Annotated in this window: 7 protein-coding genes; all 7 read right to left on the bottom strand. The window is 36.9% G+C overall.

Annotated elements, in window-relative coordinates; all coding sequences use genetic code 11:
- Positions 1 to 322: 322 nt before the first annotated feature.
- A complete protein-coding gene (locus tag ACECE_RS0218885) occupies positions 323 to 2,185 on the bottom strand; it encodes a B12-binding domain-containing radical SAM protein (RefSeq protein ID WP_010250082.1) in 1,863 nt (620 codons plus the stop codon).
- A 25-nt stretch (positions 2,186 to 2,210) separates the two neighbouring features.
- Complete coding sequence (locus tag ACECE_RS32675) at positions 2,211 to 2,339, bottom strand: hypothetical protein (protein ID WP_456049030.1); 129 nt, start codon at positions 2,337 to 2,339, stop codon at positions 2,211 to 2,213.
- Position 2,340: 1 nt separating this feature from the next.
- Positions 2,341 to 8,286 carry a non-ribosomal peptide synthetase gene (locus ACECE_RS0218880; RefSeq protein ID WP_051033578.1) on the bottom strand — a complete coding sequence of 1,982 codons (5,946 nt, stop codon included), beginning with the start codon at positions 8,284 to 8,286 and terminating at the stop codon, positions 2,341 to 2,343.
- Positions 8,287 to 8,483: 197 nt separating this feature from the next.
- On the bottom strand, positions 8,484 to 16,409 hold the full coding sequence (locus tag ACECE_RS32670) for a non-ribosomal peptide synthetase (RefSeq protein WP_010250077.1): 7,926 nt from the start codon (positions 16,407 to 16,409) through the stop codon (positions 8,484 to 8,486).
- A gap of 43 nt (positions 16,410 to 16,452) precedes the next feature.
- Positions 16,453 to 20,130, bottom strand: a complete 3,678-nt coding sequence (locus ACECE_RS0218870) for a condensation domain-containing protein (RefSeq protein ID WP_010250075.1) — start codon at positions 20,128 to 20,130, stop codon at positions 16,453 to 16,455.
- Between the two features lie 45 nt (positions 20,131 to 20,175).
- A complete protein-coding gene (locus ACECE_RS0218865; protein WP_010250073.1) occupies positions 20,176 to 21,015 on the bottom strand; it encodes a CPBP family intramembrane glutamic endopeptidase in 840 nt (279 codons plus the stop codon).
- Positions 21,016 to 21,066: 51 nt separating this feature from the next.
- Entirely contained in the window at positions 21,067 to 21,876 is an 810-nt protein-coding gene (locus ACECE_RS0218860) for a CPBP family intramembrane glutamic endopeptidase (protein WP_026073913.1), read from the bottom strand.
- Positions 21,877 to 21,895 lie beyond the last annotated feature (19 nt).

The raw sequence follows: 21,895 nt of genomic DNA, 5'->3' as shown, positions 1-21,895 counted from the left end.
AACACAAATAATAAAAGAGATATTCCGTGTTGCTGGAATTGCACTGAGTTCTTACGATTCTTTACACTACATAATAACTTGAAATCAACGAAGCTTTCCTTCTTATGATCATTTTAAGCACAACTTGAAAGGCCCTATCTAGAGTATTATATCATTATAGAGTACAAAATGCAAGGTTTTGTTAGTTGTTTTTTATGGTTCCTTAAGCTAATTTTCTTATATCTTATCATTTAATCTGGACAAAAAAGAAACATATGCTTATTTTCTTAATGTATCTAAAATCAGCATAGTTTCTTTTTATAAATTTACATAAAATCATCAGTTATTTAAACAGTGTATCAAAATCAAAGTCAAAATCTTGATTCTCGTCAATTCCTTTTCTATCAATGTTTATGTATTCCAACATTGCCTCTACAGTTTCGCTTCCTTCAAGCTCAGTATTTTCGGTGTTCTGAATCCATATTTGAGGCGCAGGCTTTGCAGCTTCATAATCAGTCTTTTGTTTTTCACATTCAACACTTATTTTTGTCAGAAGCCCTATGTCAAGGCAATTATTTCTGCTACAAGCGTCAACCAGCAGTTCTTTAAATTCATCGGGAGAAAGTTTTTCATCAGTACTCTTCAATAAGCTGCTGTCATTAAGAAGTTTTACTATAATATCAGGGTTCTGAGTTCTTCTGAGTATAGTTGATACAGTAGTTCTATAAGTTGTGAAAAGATAATTAATCAGTCTGATTTTCCTATCAATCTCGCTTACAACCTCTATTGGCATGCTTCGTGGATTAAACACTCTCATATCGCAAGAGCTTTCCTTATTGTTTATATAGGTTTCCTTAATATAATCTATATAATGTTTTATAGTCCTTACTTTCATTTCAATATCGTACTTTTCCGGGTAGAAAAATATCAGGGAACCCGGATCGGTTGAGAAATTAAAATATTCCTGCTCTACAAAATCGGAGTATTTAATAGCCAACTTCATTATGTACTTTAATGTATCGGTTATTGTCTTTTCTGTATCCCTTACAAGAAAATACCCATAGTAAAGCTGAATTTTAATATTCTTCTTTGTCTGAATGTAGTCAAGGCATTTTTCCAACTGGTCATTAGAATAATAGAGCCTTACATCCTTGTTCTTCCTTCTTAATTCTTCTACTCCCGTTTCGGGTGAAATCTCCATCATCACATACTTACAACACTCTGAAAAAGCATCAATAAGAGCATTTGAAGGAAGTCTCCATGAACCGTAAATAAAATTAATATCAAGACCCTCCTGCTTGACCCTTCTTAGCAGTTTTATATACCATTCATCACTTCCTTCGAACTCAAAGCATGTATACATCGTACGAAATCCCATAGCTACAGCTTTTCTGATAGTCTGTATCACCGAGTCCATAGACCTTACTGAAGCACATCCTCTATTGTTCATTCTTCTTTGTGCTTCGCAATTTCCTCCGCAAAACAGGCACGCATACTGGCAACCTCTTCCGATACAAAGAAAAAACAGTGCCTCTTCATTAATTTCCTCGAATCTTGTCCAGAATTTACAAAGCAAACGATACTGTTCCCAGTCTCTTAGAAGATCAAAGGCAGCAAAATCCAATCTGTCTATATCTTCAGCTGTTCCAACATAAGAGAATTTGTTCAGAATTACTTTACCGGCTTCATCTCTCCATACCAGATTTTGTACTGTCCCTAAAAGATCTTGGATTTGTTTATTATTTGGATTGTTGTGTAGTTTAATTTCATGTAATACTTTGCAAAGCTCAACTATTGGAACTTCTCCGTCACCTCTTATAACAGCATCAACCTGTTGAAATTCCTGAATTATTTCCTCGCAAAATAAACTTGCAGTATAACCTCCAAGATACACAAATATATTTGGGTTTATTTTTTTAATCAGCTCTGCTGCCTCCATTACTACAAGGCTTTGATTTGCCCAATGGCAGTCAAATCCTACTAAATCAACTTTACTAAAGTCAGTTGTATCAAAAAGGGTTTTACTATCCACCAGATCAGAATGTATTAACTCCAAATCAAAACCATTTTCTCTTAAAACGCTGCCTAATGCACAAAAGCCTATAGGCATGAAGAAAATATTTTTTTGAGCATTATCCTCATTGTTTGCTAGGTTTTTATTACCGCAGTGAATCAGTTTTACGCAAAATCGCTTGTTTGAATCCATTTTGTCCCCTCCAAATTGAAAAATTCTAATCTATAGGTTTCCATGTTATGTTACTTTTGAGAACTCTGGCAGGATTACCGCCAATTATCTGATGGTTTCCTATTATCTCTTTGTTTAGTACAGTATTTGCAGCTATTATACAAAAATCTTCCACCTTAAGGCTTTAACAGTCCGCATATTTCTGTTAGTACCTGTTTTTCCATATCTCTTGCCTCTTCTAATTTCTCAATTATTTGTGCCACAACCTCTTTGTCAGGTATCAGGTTATAGTCATTTTCACCGGTAAAAGTATGTTTTAAAAACAAGCGTCTTGCAGAATCAACAATGTCCACAATCTTCTGATACTCATTAGCCAGCTCTTCGAATCCATTCAATCCGGCATACTTGCTTTTAACATACTGCAATCTGGTATATACAGATTTTTTATGCTCGAACATCAGATGCACAGCTCTATAATCTATTGTAATCTTACCCTCCATAAGTGCGTGAAGATGCTCTATAACTCCCTCGTATACATTCATACCATATTTCAATTGTTCAGGTCCTAAGTAATACTGGTCAAACCTCTGATCGAAAACTATCCTAAAGTCCTCTTTTGAAGTCACATATTCCTCAAGACTTGTCCTGAATCTTTCAACGCTGAAAGGGTATTCCTGCATAAAATCCTTAGTTCTTAAGAGTTCAATAGCATTTGTTTCAGCCCAAGGCGCTGAGCCCTTATAGTATAATTTGCCACTCTCAAAGGCTTGTGAAAACAAATCATAATCAAAGTTCATTTTTGCAAACATTTGCTCAGAATTGAAGCCAATCGCTTTAAATTTTCTTTCCGAATTATCATAGCCGTAAACAAGAGAGTGGTGCACATAATGTTTCTTTTTATAGGCCAGTTTTTCAGGAATATAGTATTCATCCACATTAATAATGACATAATACCCTGAGTTTATTTTATCTATCACATAGGCGGTAATGTCTGTTACATCCTTTAGAAGTTCGTAACCTAAATAGACCTCCTGAATTACTTCATTGTAGGGTGCTCTCTCCTCAAGGAAATCCATGATAAGCATACCGTTTGCCTGTTCTTCAGTATATAATTTGGTATAGTGCTCATAGTACCATGGGTGAAGCCTTTCGTCAGCTAATATTACACATATCGCCAGCGAGTGGCAAAGATAAGTAATAATATCGTTGTGAAGTATTACTTTTAATTCCTTTGCATCCGGTTTATTAACCTGATATCGTTTTTGATTCTTCACTTCGCAAATATTCATTATCTTTTCGCTACAATAGGTCACTATATCAACAAGTACCTTTTTATAGTTTTGAACTGTGTTTTGTGCCTTCTCTTCTTCTATATAGTTCTTGTTGTAACTCACAATAAACTGAAGCTTTCCATTCACCACCATGCCGTTAAAATCCACCAGATAATCATGCCTGTTATTCTGGTTTATACTTCCTCCGTAATCCTCATTACAAGGCAACAGTAGACTGTTTTTCCCACTGTCCATGTTATCAAACTGTCCTAAATAGTTGAATGAAATTTCAGGTCTTAATGCTTTAAGCGCTTCATTACCGTTTATATAATTTGCAATACCATAATTTATACCTTTTGATGATATTTCCTTCAGCTTTTGTTTAATTTCAACAAGGGTATTCTCTATGCTATCCTTTTTTTCCAGATAAACAGGATAGATACTTGTAAACCAACCTATAGTCCTCGAAAGGTTTACTCCTTCAATTATTTCTTCCCTGCCATAACTCTCAAGCATAACCAGTAAATTATCAAGCTTAAATGCCTCACCCAAGGACATAGTCAGAGCGGTCAGAAATATATCGGTAATTTCAGTTCCAAAGGTTTTATTGACTTCAGTTAAAAGTATTTTTGTCTGATCCTTATCCAGTTCAAACAATATCTTACTATGATCCTTGAGATAATTATCTTCTACTTTTTGGTTTACGATCGGCTTTATCTTATCACAGTCTATACTTTCCCAATAATCTAAATCTAAAGGCTTTTGGAGTGCAAAATCATTTAACTTCTCACTCCATTCTTTAAACGATGTTGTTTTTGAAGGAAGCATATCTTCCATCCCGGATTTGTAAAGCCTTACTAAATCTTCAATAAGTATTCTCCAGGAAACCCCATCAATTACAAGGTGATGTACAGGAATTAAAAGCCTTCTGCCATTATTACCAAGTTCAAAAACAAAAGCCTTTATAGGAAGGTCTTTTTCAAGATCAAATCCCTCCTGAATCTGCTGACCCATCTCCTTTATCTTTTGCTTTTGAGTTTCATAATCATACTCTGACAAATCTATAACTTCTAAATTAAACTGAACATCAGCCATTCCTCTGTTAAACTGGATAATTTCTTCTCCATTCAGTTTGTATCCCATTCTTAAGGCGTCGTGGTGTTCAATTATTTTTCTGAAACAGTTTTCAAGCAGCACCAAATCAGTTTCCTTATCAATACTGAAAAGGTTTGTCTGGTTCCAATAGTGCTTGTACCCTCTATCCTTCTCAAAAAACCATTTTTGTATAGGAGTCAAAGGCACATTACCACTGACTTCATCCTGCGAAATTGCTTCCTTCTTTTTCTTATAATCAACGTTCTTTAGTATTTCAGATATTGTTTTATGCTTTAAAACGTCAGATACAGCTAAATTTATACCCTGTTGCTCTGCTAAAGATGTAACCTGTATAGCTTTTATAGAATCACCGCCCAGATCGAAAAAGTCATCATTTATTCCGACCTTCTCAACTCCAAGGACATCACTGTAAATTTGGGCCATTATTTTCTCAACATCGTTTTCCGGTGCTATATACTCTACTCCTGTATTAACATTGTTATATGGCTCCGGCAATCCATTCCTGTCCAGCTTTCCGTTAGATGTCATAGGCATTTTGGGCAGCCGTACAAAGAATGAGGGTACCATATAAGCTGGTAATTCTCTTAAGAGATACTCTCTTAGCTCAGATACTGTCAGTTCTCTATCGGAAACTACGTAGGCGCAAATATAATTATTTCCTTCGGTATCTTTTCTCACCATAGCAACAACATCTTTAACCTCTTCATGCTTTAAAAGCTGGCTCTCTATCTCTCCGAGCTCTATCCTGTATCCCCTTATCTTAACCTGGAAATCCTTTCTGCCCATAAATTCCATATTACCATCTTCGAACCATCTTGCAGTATCACCTGTCTTGTACATACGTCCGCCCATTTGCTTATTGAACGGATCTGGAATAAATTTATCCTTAGTAAGCTTTTCATCATTCATATATCCTGCTGCAAGACATTCCCCACCTATATATAAATCTCCGGTAACGCCTATTGGGCTGGGCTTTAGATTGGAATCTAAAATATAATACAAGGCATTCTGTATAGGCTTTCCATATGGAATGCTTGCCCACAGAGGGTCAACCTCTCCGATAGGGTAATAGTTTGACCATACTGTAGCTTCCGTTGCACCCCCTAAGGATATAACTTCTGCTCCCGGGAAAGCTGATCTCACTTTATCCGGTAAAGTTACAGGTATCCAGTCACCGCTCTGGAACACAAGTCTTAAGTCAGACCTTTGCTTCTGTGTAGAACTGTTTAAAAAAGGTACAAGCTGCATAAGTGCCGCAGGTGCAGAATCCCAAAAAGTTATCGGTTCGTTTTTTAATATATTTACAAGTCCCTCCGGGTTTCTCAATTCACTTCTTGTCGCTACACGAATTGAGCCTCCGGAAGCCAATATACCGAAAATATCATATACCGACAAGTCAAAACAAAGTGATGTTACAAACAATATCCTGTCATGAGGCCCGACCTTAAACGAATGATTTACCCATTCAATAAGGTTTATGACCGGTTTGTGCTGGACAGCCACACCCTTTGGTGTCCCCGTAGAACCTGATGTGTATATGACATATGCCAGTTCGTCCGATTTAATATCAAGTCCAAGGTTTTCCCCGGAGTAGCTGTTCAAATGCCAGAGTGTCCAATCATTTTTTTCGTTTACAGTGCAGTTTAGAGATTCATTCTTATCACTGCATACAATTCTTCCCGAAAGATTAGTTTTCTCAATAAACTTTTCAGAAGATATTGTTTCACTGTTTGCCTCAGCGGAATTACTACTTTGATTGCAGCTTCCGTTGTTGCATGTTTTGTTTATGATAACATCATAGCGGTAGCGAAGTTCGTTACTGAATTCATCCTTTCTATAAAGAACACTTACCTTTTCAATTTCATCTTTCTTTTTCTCTATTTCACAGAAGAACTGACCATCAACATAAAGTTCTCCATCAAGATCGGTTTTAGTTTTGATTCCAGTCTGGCAGCCTTCCTTAGCTTTAAAATCCTCGAGAGTTTTTCTGAAATCTTCTTTTCTTCCGGCATCCATAACATCTGCTACTAAGATTGTGCCTCCAGGGTTTAGCGCTTTTAGAGCACTTTCCAATACTCTTTCCAGATAGATGAATCCTGGAAAAAACTGAACTGTACTGGCAATAATTATGAGGTCAAAGGAGTCTTCCTCAATCAATTCAAACTCATGGGCAAATCCATTTAACAGCTTAACATTTGTAATTCCACCTGCTTCAATTTGTTCCATATTACGCTTCTGTGTAGTCTCCGATGGATCAAGACCTGTATACTGTTTAACGTATGGTGCTAACGAGAACATTATTGTTCCCGAGCCACAGCCTATTTCTAGCACCTTTTTTTCTTTTCCAAGATAGGGCTTTGCAAGGGAAACAATATGTTCCTTATATTGATCTACTTCCTCTTTTGAAAACGGCATTCCTGTGTAGCTGTTTACAAAACCTCCAGCTGTCACGTCATCCACTGATCTTTCAGAAACATGATCCCAGAGTGCTTTAACAGCCTTCTGATCCATTTCTTCTATTGGAAGTTCCTTATCTTCTATATCCATGCAAATAACATCTGTAACATTAGGCAGCTCCCACTGCATTTCGCGTACTGTTTTAAGCAGAGAATGCTGGGTAACTATGCATTGGATATTGAGATCTTCAAGTATTTTTTGTATACGCATTTTAGGGAATGTCGGCTCAAAGGGCACATAAATTCCACCGGCCTTCAGAATTCCCATAACTGCTGTTATCATTTCGCTGGATCTTTCCATAAGAACTGCTGTAAAAACTCCCGGTTTTATGCCTCTATCCTTTAAAAGTCCAGCTAGACGGTTGGCCTTGATGTTCAATTCTCTATATGTAGTCTCCCTGCCATCAAATACAACTGCTATATTATCAGGAGTTTTTTCAACTTGTTCCTCAAACAGCCCATGCATTGTCTTGTCACAGTTGTATAATTTTTTTGTATCGTTAAACCCATATAAAATTTTATGTTTTTCATCTTCTGATAAAATATCAATTTCCGATAAAACCAAATTAGGATTTGAAACAACAGAAGCAATAATATTTATGAGATGTTCCAGCACTTGAGCTGCAAAACTCTCTTTATATATTTCCTTTCTATATTCCAAAGCAATTTTTATAGATTTCCTATCCATAGCAAAGTGGAGTATAGTATCAGGATTTGCACCTTCAATACAGCCTTTATCCTGTATATTCTCCAACATAACAATGGTTTTGTACAAAGGAGTTTCTGAACCCGGTTCAAAGTTTAGCAGTTCTGCAATAATCTCCATGGGCAGATTTTTGTTCTCGTCTGCTTCGCTTATAGCATTCTTTACTTTTATCAGCAAATCTTTAAAGGTTTCATTGTTTTCTATTTTTACTATCAACGGGAGTATATTCTGGGTTTGAATATCTTCACCCTCCTGCTTGAATTCGGGCATACCAAGCATTATGTTATTGTTCCCTGTATATCTGTAAACAAGATATTTTACACATGACAGAAGTATCATGTATAGGGCATAGGGTGAGCCGTTGCTCATTGATATGAGTTTATCCGAAATATTTTCAGGAAGTATAGAACTCTTACATTCATTTATAATTTGCACATTTTTAGTTCGGGGAAAACTTAGCGGTATACCGCTAGATAACAAATCTCCCTGAAGCTTATCTGTCCAGTATTTTTTTTCTGCTTCAAATTCTCCGGCAGACATTATAATATTCTTTGAATATTTATCAATTTTCATTATAATCCCCCAATTTCCGGGGCATTTAGCCCCTTCACTTTTGTCTCTTTCATTTTTAAATAAAAACTCCGCCACTTCGAGTCCTTCCCTTTTAGCTTCTTTAACTTCGTTCGAAAGAGGCTAAACAAAAACTCTGGGGGCATATAGCCCCGCTCTATTTCAGGACATTTGCTTATCAAATTCCTTAGATCAGATTTTTAAAAACTAAACTCTACATCTTTTACCAAAACCTTTTCACGCTTTACATATCTATTTCCGAGCTTTATGTCCTTAATTTTAATTTCTGCATCTTTGACGATACATTCCAATATTCTGAGATAATCCTGTGACATTCTTTCGATAGTTTCTTTTTTAAAGAGGCTTGTACAGTACTCCATTATGAACTCTATATCACCCTGCGCTTCTCCGCACCAAAGAGTTAAATCGAATTTTGATACACTGCTTTCAAACTTATAGGGTTCAAATTTCAGACCTTCTACATCTATCACGTCTATGTCAAGGTTCTGTAAGGTAAAGGATACATCAAACAGTGGATTTCTGCTCATATCCCTTTTGACACTCAACTTTTCTACCAGTTCTTCATACTGGTATTCCTGATTTTCATAGGCTTTCAGACAATCCTCCCTGACTTCTTCAAGAAGCTCCGCAAAAGTTTTATCACCTGCCGGAAAACTTCTTATTGAGATCATATTTACAAACATCCCAATGATATTCTCAAGATCTGCATGAGGTCTTCCTGCAATAGGAGAGCCTACTATCAGATCTTCCTGACCGGAATATCTTGATAAAAGAACCTTGTAAGCAGATAAAAGCACCATATAAAGTGTAGTTCCTGTTTCCAAAGCAAGTTGCTTTAACTCCAATGCCAGATCGTTTCCTGCTTTAAAACTTATATTATTGCCGCTAAAGCCCTTAATATCGGGTCTCTTGAAATCAGTTGGCAAATTTATTACCGGAATATCTCCTTTGAACTTTTCCAGCCAGTATTTTTCCTGTAGCTTAATTTCTTCTGATTCAAACAACTCGTTTTGCCATGCTGCAAAATCTTTATATTGCAGCCTTAACGGTTCAAGATGTTTCCCCTGGTATAATGAAAAGAATTCATCTATAAGGATTTTTCTTGATACCCCATCAGATATGATGTGATGCATATCGTACATTAAAATATATCTGTCTTCCTGACTTATGCCTTCATCCAGTACTTTCACGAGTTCCACCCTGAATAACTGCGGTTCTCTCAAGTTGAACGGTCTTATAAAGCCTTTAATTTTTTCATTGACTTGGCTTTCATAAACTTCTGTGTATCCTATATTGAAGTCCACTTTTTCATGAACAATCTGGACAGGTTGTTCATTAACCAATTCAAAGCTCGTACGCAAAGATTCATGTCTTCTGACCAGCTCGTTAAACGCCTTTTCAAAACGTTCCCTGCATAGTTTTCCTCTGACCTCTATTACTCCCGGGAGATTGTATGCCACACCCGACTCTTCAATTCTGCTGAGCACAAACATCCTTCTCTGAGCTGATGAAATGGCATAATAGCTTTCTTGCTTTATCGGAGTTATAGATGAATAAATACTGTTTTTAGAACTTCTGATAAATTTCGCAAGATTCTTTATTGTTCCAAGAGTAAATATATTCTTTAGCTGTATCTCCACATTAAAAGTCTTATGAATTCTGTTAACCATAGTGGCAGCTTTTAAAGAATGTCCTCCCACTTCAAAGAAATTATCATTTACGCCTATCTGTTTTGTATTTAAGATTTCCTGCCATATCCGGACAAGTTTAATCTCTATTTCATCAGAAGGCATTTCACAATTAAAATCTTTGTTCCTTTGCGGCTCAGGAAGTGCTCTTGTGTCTACTTTACCGTTTAAAGTTAGGGGCATCTTTTCAATTCTCACAAAGTACGAAGGTATCATATAGTTTGGAAGATGCATCGCCATGAACTCCCTGATTTCCATATCATTAGGTTCTTCACTGCAAACCATATAAGCCACAATATGTTTATCCAGATTTCCATCTTCATTAATAGTTACAAATGCCTCGTTTACAGACTTATACCTTAATAGACGTTCTTCAATTTCTCCAAGCTCAATCCTGTAACCGCGGATTTTCACCTGGTTATCAGCTCTGGCTATAAACTCTATGCTTCCATCGGCTAAATACTTACCCATATCTCCGGTCCTATACATTGTAGCGAACTTATCATTCTTAGAGTCAGCAGCTTCATCTACAAAAGGATTTTGAACAAATCTCTCTTGAGTAAGATCAGGCCTGTTTAGATACCCTCTTGCCACGCCTGCTCCCGAAATATATATTTCGCCCCTTACTCCTACAGGCACAGGTCTTAAGTTTTTATCAAGAATATACACTCTCATATTGTCAATAGGTTTACCTATGACTGGATGCTGCTTGTAAAGGTCAAATTCTTCAAAATCAATAACCTGGGCTATTGCACCTATAGTTGTCTCAGTTGGACCGTAGTGATTCACAAGGATAGTACCGGGATATAATTTATTAAACATTTCTACATCATTTAAGTTTATTTTTTCGCCACCTAACACAACCAGCCTAAGGTTACTGCAAACTTCCGGAGTCGCAAATGCGCCGGAGTTCACCATTATATTAAACAAAGACGGAGTTGACTTTATGTATGTTATTTTGTTCTCTTTAAGGTATGGAATCAGCATTTGCGGATCTGAGTATACATCCTTGGAAATCAAATGTATTTCACTTCCACACATCAAAGCTGAATAAAAAGCAGTATATGACAGATCGAAACACAATGAGGAAACTATTGCTGTTTTGTCCTCAGTACCTATGCTGAACTTATTTTCAAACCAGTTGACGTAGTTAACCAGATTTTGATCTTCAATCATTACACCTTTAGGTTTTCCTGTAGTTCCGGAGGTATAAATGACATATGCTGTATCTGTATTTTTTCTTATATCCGGAAGGTCCGAACTGTGCTCTTTGTATTCATTTTCACAATCCAAATCAATTACTTCGCCTTTGAAAGAAATCCTTTTCGAGAATTTCTCTTGGCTTATCAGTATCTTTGCTCCACAGTCTTCAAGCATGTATTCGATTCTTTCTTTTGGGAACTCAGAATCTAATGGCAGATATGCTCCTCCAGCTTTCAAGACACCAAGAATGCTTATTACCATTATGTGTGATTGCTCTGTTAAAATGCCTATTATATCACCGGGGTTGATTCCTTTGCTTACAAGCAGCCAGGCCAAACTATTTGCCATATCGTTTAACTGTCTGAAAGTCAGTTTTACATTCCCACAAACCAATGCAATTTTATCTGGTGTCCTTGCTGCCTGATCCTCGAAAATTTGTTTTATATCCCTTGTATCTTCTATATCTGCCGTGCTTTGATTAAAGTTCCAAACTACCTCTTTTTCTTCTTCGTCATCCATTAAGCTTATTTCCGAAATGTAAGCTTCAGGATTATTGACAATGGATCTAAGGATATAAATATAATGCTTAGCCAAATTTTCCATTGTTATTTTTTCAAACAGCTTTGTTTTGTATTCTATACCCATCCGTATTCCATCATCCCATTCCATCGCCTCAAGCTTAAGATCAAACTTGGAGGTCTTATAATCAATGTCAAGGGACGTAAATTTCAGTTCCTTAATGCTTATTTCACTATTACTTATGTTTTGCATAACAAACATTGCATCAAACAATGGGTTTCTGCTCAAATCCCTGTGTACATTTAGCTTTTCAACCAATTGTTCGTACTGGTAATCCTGATTATCGAAAGCTGCGAGAGTGTTATCCTTTACTTCTTTCATAAACTCTATAAACTTTTTGCTTTGCTTCGGATAGTTCCTTAAAGCAAGGGTGTTTATGAAGAAACCAATTATACTTTCAAGATCTGTGTGGTGTCTTCCCGCTGTAGGCGAGCCTACAACTATATCCTCCTGCCCGGTATACTTTGAAAGCAGAACATTAAATCCAGCGAGCATTACCATATACAATGTAGTTCCCGTTTTTGAAGCAAGTTCATTTAGCCCTGCTGTAAGCTCCCTGTCAAGTCTGAAGTTTATTCTGTCCCCTTCAAAGCTTTGTACCGTCGGCCTTGCAAAATCATACGGCATATCAAGAACCGGTATATCACCTTCAAATTTGCTAATCCAGTATTCTTCCTGTTTTTTGATTGTTTCGCCTGTAAACAACTTGTTCTGCCATACTGCATAATCCTTGTATTGTATTCTTAAATCAGGAAGCTCCTGACCGCAATAAAGATATGCAAACTCCTTTACCAGAACATTCATTGACATACCGTCAGAAATAATATGGTGCATATCAAACATTAAGACATATTTATCAATACCTGTCTGAACTACCCCTACCCTAAGAAGGGGAACATTACTCAAATCAAAGGGCCTTATAAATTCCTTGATAATTTTCTTCAAGCTTTCATTTTCAAAAGTTACATTTTCTTCAGTGCAATCATCTATGTTTATGTACTCAATATTTAAGTTTGTGTCACTATGAATTTTCTGATAAATTTCACCCTCAATACATTCAAAGGAAGTCCTCAGAGACTCATGTCTCTCTATAAGCATACTAAAGGTTTTCTCCAGCCGTTCTTTTTCAAGCTTTCCCTCTACTGCAACAGCCGCAGGCATATTGTAGCCTGTACCTATGCCCTCATATTGGTTTACAAAGTAAAGTCTCCTTTGAGCAGATGAAACCGGGTAACATCCTTCTGGATAGCTTTCCAGAACCTCAGCTAGCTCTATAGACGTATGAACACTCTTTTTCGCCTTTTGTAAAAGCACTGCAAGTCCTCTTATAGTAGAGAATTCAAATACTTCCTTAAGCATAATTTCAACATTAAATACTTTGTGTATATTTGTTACCAAAGCTGTAGCTTTCAGAGAATGGCCTCCCAGCTCAAAAAAGTCGTCATCAATACCGATTCTTTCCACGCCTAAAATGTCTCGCCATATTTTAACCAATTCCTCTTCTACATCATTCTGAGGCTCTACATATTGAGTTCCCGTATCCTTTCTGCCTTCTGGATGCGGCAATGCTTTAATGTCTATTTTACTGTTTGAGGTCAGTGGCATAGTGTCTAATTGTATAAAATACGATGGCACCATATAATCCGGCAATCCTTTTGCCAGAAAATCCTTCAGATCCGCTACAGCAATCTTCTCATCAGTAGTAAAATAAGCACAAAGATATTTATCTTCATCTCCTCTGGCAACAACTACACTTTCCTTAATTCCGCCATACTGGAGAAGTTGAAATTCTATTTCCCCTGTCTCAATACGGAATCCCCTTATCTTTACCTGATCATCTTTCCTTCCCAAAAATTCAATATTCCCGTCAGGCAGCCACCTTGCGAGGTCTCCTGATTTATACATCCTTTCTCCTTGTAAAAAAGGACTTTCAATAAACTTTTCTAAGTTAAGTTCTGGTCTTTTCATATATCCTCTGGCAAGGGATACTCCTGCTACGCACAACTCACCTTCTATACCTATAGGCTGGAGGTTGTTGTTCTTATCAACTATATACGCTCTGATATTATTTGCAGGCCTTCCTATTGGAACAGAATTGGCAATCTTGTATTCCTTGTCATACTTCCAAAGAGTAGTACATACAGTTGATTCTGTTGGTCCGTACCCGTTTCTGTATTCCACTCTGTCTTTCCATTTTATAAACATATCCATACCGGAAGCCGAACCAGCTGTTATGAGTTTCTTTAACGAATTTACCTTCTCAGGGTCTAGATTCACAACATAAGTTGGCGGCAAAGTCGCAAAGGTTATACCGTTTTTATTCAGGAAATCTTCAAATTTGGTGTAGCTGCCAATTACATCCTCCGGCATTATATAAAGTGCTGCACCGGTCAACAGACCGGAAAATATATCCCATACTGAAGCATCAAAAGATATGTTTGCAAAATGTACTACCCGATCCTTTTCACTTAAACCGATTACATCTTTCCATATCGATTTAAGATTTGCCACACCTTTGTGCTCTATCATTACACCTTTAGGCTTTCCTGTAGTACCTGAGGTATAAATTATATAGGCAAGATTTTTATTTGTCACAGAAGTTTCAGGACAAGTATCATCAAATCCCTCTAACGCTCTTAAATCATACTGGTAACGGTTCTTCTTGAAACTTACGAATTCTCCGTTCTCCTTATCAATTTGCATGACGGCATCATAACGATACCTTGTAAGCTCATTTTCTATAGTGTGTATCTTGGTAGAAAAATGTACTCCCTTTATTTCTTTCATTTCTACCGGCATATCTTCTAAAAATCTCCTGGAGACAAATAATTCTTCGCTAATATTAGTCTTGGTGTCATATTCTGGGTTTTGCTTCTTAAACTCCAGCAGTGAATCAAGCAAATCGTACTTTTTGTCCTGATCCATTATATCCCCGATAAACAAAATTCCTTTTTGTCCTAAAAGGTTTACGGATTTTTTAATTACCTGCCTTAAGTAGTTATGTCCGCTGAAAGCCTGAATAACACTGTTGATTATAACAATATCAAAATCCTTTTCATCAACCTTATCTATTTCATGAGCAGGAAGACACTTCAGCTTAATATTCCTATGGTTTTCACTATTCGCCCTTTCTCTGTCCTTCTCTATGATAACGCCGGACAGGTCAGTGCCATAATACATGCCTACATGAGGAGCAATTCTGAACATACTTATACCTGATGCACAGCCAATTTCAAGTATTCTTGTGTTCGGGTTCAGATAAGGCTTAAGCTTCTTAAAAACATTATCCGCGTATTCCTCCATCTCTCTTTTTGACAATGCTTCACCAGTGTAGCTGCTTGCCCAGCCGCCTCCGGTGATTTCATCCGTTGAACTCTCACCTATGTATTCCCATAGTTTTCTATCCATCAATCCACTTTCTTCTGCCTCATGCTCAGCATAAATATCTTTAGTATCGATACACAGGAAAGACTCCAAGGTCTTGCACTCCCACTGAAGCTTGTTTAACATCTTTATATTTTTCGCGGTTGATATCATAAGACAGATTTCCGAGTCATTGATTATTGTTTTAATGCGATCCTCAGGCAGACCTGTCGATATGGGAACGTATGCCCCCCCTGCTTTTAAAATACCTAAAATGGCTATAATCTGTTCAATGCTGTTTTCAACAAACAGCCCCACAAGGGTATCAGGTCTGATACAATGCTCTGCAATCAGATAGTTTGCAAGTCTGTTTGCTTCTTTGTTCAGTTCCATATAGGTCAATTTATTGTCTTTAAAAACAACAGCAATATTGTCAGGTGTCTTTGCTGCTTGTTCTTCAAATAACTGATGAATGGTTTTGTCGTGAGGATAGTCTGCTGTAGTGTTATTGAAATCAAATAATATCTTTCTCTTTTCTTCTTCTGTTATTATTGAAAAGTCCTTGAGTTTTCTATTCAAGTCTCCTATAGCTTGTTTTAGAACATTCTCAAATCTTGTACAAAGAACCTTTATTGAATCCTCTTTAAAAAGGCAGGAATTGTATGTTGTCCTGACACTTATTTTGTTTTCTTCCTTAATGACTGAGAAATTGAAGTAATTCAATGAAGAACTCAAAATATCTTCATGTGATTCTTTCTTGTGAATACCTTCCATACTCAAAGCAACTTTAATCATAAGCAAGCTGCCGCTATTATCCTCAATCTGCTCTATCAGCTTTTCAACAGGATAATGCTGATTCTTGTAGCCTTCAGAAACTGTCTGTTTTACATTCATAAGCAAATCTTTAAAGGGCATTTCCTCCTTAAGGGAGTCCCTAAGAACTATATACTTGTTAAGTTTTTCTATCTCCTCTTCATTATAAACCGGAGATGCCACTATTATATCTTCCTGTCCGGTATACTTGTAGAGTAAAACCTTTAATCCTGCCATCATAATTATATATAACAGCAAGCCCTGATTTTTACTAAAAGCCAACAGTTTTCCAGATAATTCTCCATCAAAGTCCATTTTAAAATGTGCTCTTATGCAATCGTTTGTTTTTGGGTAATCTGTCGGGATTTTTAATTCATTGATGTCTCCTTCAAGCTTGGACTCCCAATATTTTCTTGCATTTTCAAACTCTCTGTATGAATTCAGAATATTTGTATTCATGTGTTGTCTCCCCCTTTAAGCGAGTACTTTGTAATCATGCTTTTCATATAACCCCGAAATCCTCATCTAAAAGCTTTTCGAAAATTTCTCCCACATTTTGAATTTTAGAAATCATCTTGTTCTTTTCAACCTTATCTAAAAGCTCAATATCCCCAATCTTGATTTCTCGTTCCGAGGTCACTATTTTTAATATCTTCAAATAGTCTTTTGACATTCGTTCTATAGTCTCTTTCTTAAATAAGACTGTACAGTACTCGAAAACAAGACTTATAACCTCTCCTTCTTCTGTTGCAAGAATTGTCAGATCAGCTTTGGAGATTTTGGATTCGTCCCTGTAGGGTATAAATCTCAATCCACTGACATTCATCTCCGGCATTTTCATATTCTGAAGAACAAACCCTACATCGTATAACGGATTTCTTCCAGGCTTTACATCAATATTCAGCTTCTCTACAAGCATTTCAAACTGATAATCCTGATTTTCATAAGCCTTCAAGGAATTTTCCCTGACACTTGCGATGAACTCTAAAAAGGATTTATCCGATTGAACATGGCTTCTCATTGGCAGTGCATTTACAAACATGCCTATTATATTTTCAAGGTCTGAATGAGATCTTCCAGCTATTGGAGAACCGACAACAATATCATCCTGGTTCGAATATTTTGAAAGAAGAATGTTGTATGCGGCCAAAAGCACCATATAAAGAGTTGATCCAGAGTCTTCGGCGAGTTTGTTAACTTCTTTTGTAAGCTCCTTTTCGATAAAGATATTCAGCCTGTCTCCATCAAAAGTCTTAATTGCCGGCCTTGGATAATCATAAGGCATATCCAGCAGCGGAATTTCTCCCTCATATCTTTTTAGCCAATACTCCTCCTGTTTCTTTAATTCGCCGGAACTTTGCACCTTGTTCTGCCAATCGGAAAAATCCTTATACTGAATCTTAAGTTCAGGTAAAGCTTTTCCATCATATAAATCAATAATCTCTCTGACCAATATAGCCATAGAAGTTCCGTCCGATATTATATGGTGCATATCAAACATCATTACGTGTCTTTCACTATCCAGCTTTACAAGCCCTACCCTAAGAAGCGGAGCTTTTTCCAAATCAAATGGTCTTACAAAGGTTTGCATCAAATTTCTGATAGCCACCTCTTCATCCCCTGATAAATTCTTCATTTCGGAATAATCAAGCCTGAAACCTGTATCCTCATGTACCATTTGAACAATTTCGCCATTTATAGTCTTAAAAGATGTCCTTAAAGTTTCATGCCTTTTTATAAGCTTTTGGAAGGCTTGCTCTAACCGATCTTTGTCCAGATTACCTTCAATCATCATAACCCCAGGCATGTTGTAACAAGCTTCTATTCCTTTTAGCTGTCCTATTACGTAAAGTCTTTTTTGTGCTGAAGAAGCAGGATAGTAATCTGCCTTTTCTACAGGTTGAATATTTATCCAGTTCTTCTTCCCTTGAGCTTGAATGCAGGAAGTTTTATCGATATAATTCGCTAACTCCTCAATTGTTGTATATTCCATTATTAAAGCAGGTTTAATAATGGTCCCCAATTGTTTACTCATTCTGTTTGCTATTGTTCCTGCAATTATGGAATCTCCGCCAAGTTCGTAAAAGTCTTCGTGGATATCTATCTCACTGTATCCCAAAGCTTCACCCCAAACCTGCGCAGCAACTACTTCAGTATTAGTGTAACTGCCATTTTCCTTTCCTTTTAGCACGACACTTTCATAAGTGTTTGCATTTTCACTGCTATTGCCATCAACTTGTATTTTCTCTTCTTCAGAGCACATCAAATCAGCTTGTTTTTCAGTCATTGCTGGAAGCTCAGGTACTTCAAGCCAGCACCTTGTTCTTTCAAATTGGTAAACAGGAATACATGCCTTTTTTCTTCGTTCTTCCCTGTAGAGCTCTTCCCATTCTAATTCTGCACCTTCTATATAAAGCTTTAATATTTCAGCCAATAAAGCTGTATCTTTCTTCCCCTCAATAGCAAACTGTTTAAGTTTCGTATTGGCAATTCTGCTTTTATCACCAGCTTCATGTTCTACAGCCTTTGATACTTTATATTCTCCGTAAAAAAGCCATTCATTACTGATTTTGGTTATATCCGAAGCTGTTATTTTATTAATTTTATCTTTGAAATCTTCTTTGTTTTTGAGCATTAATGCAAGCCTGTACTCATAATGTCCTCTACCTGTATTGGCTGTATAACAGATATCCTCTAATAACTGTCCATCTTCATTTTTAGCCATTTGCGCGTATTTTTCAATTAGCGTTCTCAAGGCCTCAACGCTTCTTGCTGAAAGAGCCAATACCTTTATAGCTTCGTTTTGCGTCCCTGCTGTTTCGATTTCTGCAGGAGCCTCTTCCAATACGATATGGCAGTTTGTACCGCTAAGACCGAAAGCACTAACTCCACATCTTCTTGGATATCCAGCTTCCCAGTTTTTAAGCTCCTTGTTTATATATACCGGAGACTGTTCGAAGTCTATTTTACTGTTTGGTTTATTAAAGTGAAGGATAGGAGGTATCTCTCTTCTTTCAAGTGCCAGAGCTGCCCTTACCATACCTGCTATTCCAGCTGCATTGTCCAGATGCCCGATATTGGTTTTCAAAGCTCCGATAGCACAGAATTGTCTTTTGTCAGTGTATCTCCGGAATGCTCTTCCAATTCCGTCTATCTCTATTGGATCACCAAGCTTTGTTCCTGTACCGTGAGTTTCTATATACGTAATTGTCTCAGGGTCAATACCTGCATCCTTCCAGGCTTTCAGCAGCACCTTCTCCTGTGCCGCAGCATTAGGAGCTGTAAGGCCAATGGACCTTCCATCCTGATTTACTGCACTTCCCTTTATAACAGCATATATTCTGTCCCCATCTCTTAACGCCTTACTTAAGGGCTTTAGTAATACAGCCAGTACCCCTTCACCCATGCCTGTACCATCCGAGCTATCATCAAAAGCTCTTGTTTTGCCATCCCCAGATTCTATTCCTAACTTATCACTGGACTTAAGAGGCAATAGGTTTAGCTTGACACTGCCAGCAAGAGCCATTTCACAATCTCCGTTTCTTAAACCCATACATGCCATGTGAACTGCAACAAGTGCTGAGGAACACGCTGTATCTACCATTACAGCGGGCCCGTTAAGATCCATCATATAGGCTATTCTTCCGGCTATCACCGCTGAAATATTGCCGGGAACTGCTGCCATTGCAGAGGAAGGTTCGACATCAGTTACAAATTTTTTGTATTCAAGTCCTGAGACATAACCTACGTAAACCCCGGTTTCACTACCTTCAAGCTTTTTACTTCCGTATCCCGAATCCTCAACCGCCTCCCAGGCAGTTTGCAAAAACAACCTCTGGTTAGGATCCATAAGGCTTGCCTCTTTAGGAGAGATGTTAAAAAATTTATAGTCAAATTTGTCTATCTCGTCAAGGTAAGCACCATTAATATATTTTATTTCCTTTATTTGAGGATTTTTGTATTTTAAATAGCACTCTGCATCATTTCTTCTGCTTTCAGGATATTCTGTGACACAATCAACACCATTTCTCATGTTATCCCAGAACTGTTCAATGTCTTGTGCTTTGGGAAGTCTTGCTGCCATGCCTATTATAGCTATATCTTTTGATGATAATTCTTCTATCTCCCCAATAGATTGATCCAATGTGCTATCCATTTTAACTAAATTTAAATCCAGCATTTTAACCTCCTTTTTGCCCTTTCTACTTGATGTATTTAATAATTTCTACTTTAATTCAGGCATGATATTTGCAGGAATCTTTACTCCTTCATTATGTTGTTTATTGCAGCTTTTCCAAACGAAGTATGCAGAAATAACTATTCCGGCTATCCCAATTAACGTTAATAATATGAGGCCTGTATCACCGGTACTCAATATAAGCTCCTTGATACCGGACCTTCTTAATATAAACAGACTCATAATGCACGTATCCTGAACAAGTATTGACCCCCACAGAGATCTGCTCCAGATATATGGAAGCACATAAACAATCGAGCCCACTGCAGCATAAGTTCCTAAAACCGGGTTGAATTGAAGTATTCCATATATTGCTGCCTGTATAATAACCGCTGCAACAATCGGGATGTTTGGCCTTAATTCATTAAAAATCATTCCCCTGAATATTATTTCTTCAAACATTGGCAAAACAACCAGCATAATTATCAGTATGAAAACGCTTCCCTTTGACTCAAAAAAGCCTTTCATATAGGTTTCAAACTGTGGAAATGCCCTGTTAACAGCACTTATACCTGTAAAACATGTAGTAAATATGCTCATTGAGAAACCCATCCCGGCTATGCCTAATACAGTTTTGGTACTTATTTTTGAAAAGCTGCACACTTTAAACAAGCTTTTTTTTCTGAGTTTGAAAATCAAATAATAAATTGAAACCGAAATAATTGAAATTGAAAAACTGAACAGCGTTTTATTACTCCAAAGGAAATCACTAAGTGTCTTGTTTTTTGAGCAAATGTTAAAAACAAACCACTGTACTCCGGTTAGAGCTCCATATAAAATTACAATATATAAAGCGATGTATCCTATCATTTTTAAATATCTTTTCATCGAATCTCTCCCCCTGGTATTCATCCTTTATCTTAAACTGCAAGCCTTCTTTTAAACGGAAATTGAATTTAATTCTTTACGTGTCTTCTTTGTCATATAAACGGTCCCTGCTACTATAATAATCATGCTTATAACAATCAAAGGGATAACAGTATTCTTATTTACAAATACATCTCCTGTAATCATCAGAATGTACATACTCCCCTGGCAAGTAGCCTGTGCAATTATCGGTGCCCAAAGTGAATCAACTAATACATACAAAATAGTAAACAATACTGCACCTATAAAACCATATACCATTAATGGCGGACTAAAGCTAAAGAATAAAATGCCATACATAAGACCTTGAAGCAATACCGCTAAAGCAAGCGGAAAAGCGTTTCTGAATTCATTAAAGATCAAACCTCGGAACAATATTTCCTTAAACACTGAACCTACAAGAAGGAAACACGTGAAAACTACAACATTTCCGCCATCTACAAACATAAATTTCATTATAGCTACCAAATCTGGGTATTTCTCTGTAATATAGGGAAGCTTGAACACCGCTGAAGTAAAGAATCCTGCGCTTATTCCAATAATCGAAATAATTGCCAGATTACCTGCACTGATTTTTTTTGTCAGCTTAACATGTTCAAACAGGCTTTTTCCCTTTAACTTCTTAAACATGAAGTAAAAAATGGTGAACTGTATCAAATCACTTGTAACAGTTACAACAAGAGAGTTTTTATTAAGCCAAGGTCCAATACCCGGTTGAGGTAAAACATAATTCCTTCCTACAAAAACCAGAGACTTGATGATCAAAAAATACGTACCTATGTAGAGCAATAAATTACCTAACATAATCAAATACTTTTTCATTTCCTGCTTACCCCCAATT

Origin of the sequence: Acetivibrio cellulolyticus CD2, from assembly GCF_000179595.2 — a bacterium.
GTDB classification, from domain to species: Bacteria; Bacillota; Clostridia; order Acetivibrionales; family Acetivibrionaceae; genus Acetivibrio; species Acetivibrio cellulolyticus.
The sequence above is the reverse complement of the archived record's forward strand: the minus strand, read 5'-3'. Positions and strand labels throughout refer to the sequence as shown.